The sequence below is a fragment of the Moorena sp. SIO3I6 genome (assembly GCF_010672095.1).
The window spans coordinates 1-2167 of sequence record NZ_JAAHHU010000804.1; the positions used below are offsets into that span (position 1 = coordinate 1).

The following is a 2167-nucleotide window of genomic DNA, read 5'->3' on the forward strand; positions in this document are numbered from 1 at the left end:
AGGAAAACATGATGATTATCTGGTGCGCATCGAACGAGTGGCACCGGGAGTCTCATTGGCAGAAGAACAAGTCAGTTGGCCGGTAGAAGAATGGTTAACCCAGGCCAAGCAACTGATGAATGACCCCTTATTTAGTGTCCTGCAGGGTAGGGCAGCTGCGGTGGATGGCAGTTTTGCCATGCCATCTTGGGGAGAACCGTACTCTCAATCCTCTTTAAACTTAGTTGCCTTGGGTCAAGAGCTATACAATGCCCTATTTAAAGGAAGCTTGCGCGATAGCTGGATGATGGCGCAAGCGATCGCTCAAAATCAAAGGTCGGTTTTGCGACTGCGTCTGGGATTGAAAGGTACAGAATTACCCCGCCTACCTTGGGAAGTCCTCCATGCTGGGGATCGTCCCCTAGCCACAGGGACTGATGTGGCTTTCTCTCGCTACCAGATGACCAAAGGGTTGATTAGACCAGTTCCGAAGCCTTTGTCTCCACCGAATCAACCTCTGAAAATTTTGATGGTGATCGCCGGTCCAAGTGATCAAGAAAGTTTAGAACTCTTACAAGAAGCATCTCACCTGAAAGAAGAACTCCGCCATCGTTCACCCAATGGACCACCAGCGATTCATCTGACAATTTTGGAACAGCCAGGACGGGAACAGTTAACCCAAGCCCTGGAACAAGGAAAATATCAAGTCTTCCACTATGCTGGTCACTCTAACCTAGGGGAATCAGGTGGTGATGTCTACCTGGTTAGTAAAAAAACTGGTTTGACAGAGACCTTAAGGGGTGATGATCTAGCTGGATTGTTAGTTAATAATGGTGTCCAGCTGGCTGTATTCAACTCCTGTCGTGGTGCTCATACAGCTGCTTCACATACCCAAGAAAACGGTAACGATCAAAATCTTGCTCAAGCACTGGTTAAGCGCGGTATTCCTGGGGTTCTAGCCATGGCAGAGCGCATTCCCGATGAGGTAGCCCTGACCCTAACCAGACTATTATACCGTAACATCAACCAGGGTTACCCCATTGACCTCAGCCTCTCGCGAGCTAGACAAGGACTGATTTCTGCTTATGGCTCGAACCAGCTTTATTGGGCATTACCTGTTCTTTATCTGCATCCGGAATTTGATGGTTTCCTGACCAATGATGACCACAGTTATGACCGAACTCAAATATTTAGTCTGCCCGATCCTCCTGGAATGTCTGTAGGGTTAGACCCAGAAGAGGGTTTTTTTACGCCACCACAAGAGAGAGAATATACCACATTATCAGAATTTGAGGAAGACTCAGCTCTTGTCCCTAGGGCAGAAGCTGAGTATGACCATGAAAGTGTCACTGGTGTAACACCGGGTTTAGAATCCCATGAACTAGAAGCAGACGATCCCGCTGCTTTCATTAAGGGATTGCTGGATCAGCTGAATACAGAGGCGATTGGTGAGGATTCAACAATAACAGCATCGAATTCAGAGGGGTTATCCGAAAACCCTTACTCAGAGGCTGCTCAGAAGAACCTACCAGTCCATAGCCCAAGCCAACTCCCTGCTCCTTTGAAAGCTTCAGCCGCAACCCTGACACCGGCGTCTACGGAGGGCTCAACCCAATTAGCTCCAAAGCCTGAGGATACTACGGCAGAAGTTGAGGCTAAAAAGGTCACTAATCCTAAACACAAGGGTTTAAGGTTACCACGTTCACCACTGTGGATCGGACTAGGAGCAACGGGAACTCTTGCCTTGGTACTGGTGAGCATGTGGTTTTTCCAGAACCCTCCTAGTCCTGGGCTAGGGAGACAATTACCACCAGGTCTGTCCAAACCTGTTGATTACTCAAATGTTAATTTGACAAAGGCTAATACCAAGACCGTCACAGCGATCGCAATTGAAGCATTCAGTGAGGATAATATTATTCGAGGAACCGAAGCTGTAACGGCATTGCTAGACCGGGGTGCATTACCCGATGCTTCTGCTGCCCTTCAGGAAGTTCCCTCAGAACAATTGAATCAGTCAATGGTGAGTTTTTTAAGAGGGCGTCTGGCATGGCAGTCGATCCACAAGAAGACAATCTAATCTTTATCAGCGACCAGAAATTTATCAGCTTTAACCTTAATACGGAAAACTGGAGCTACCCGCAGCCCCTGGAGTTGATATACAGCGGTATTCCCTTTAACAAAACCGATT

The 2167-nt window shown here is 47.8% G+C and carries 1 protein-coding gene; it reads left to right on the plus strand.

Annotated features, from left to right (window positions below; genetic code table 11):
• Positions 1-19 precede the first annotated feature (19 nt).
• Positions 20-2056 (plus strand): CHAT domain-containing protein, encoded by a 2037-nt coding sequence (locus F6K49_RS42935; RefSeq protein WP_293107675.1) that lies wholly within the window; start codon positions 20-22, stop codon positions 2054-2056.
• Positions 2057-2167: the final 111 nt, after the last annotated feature.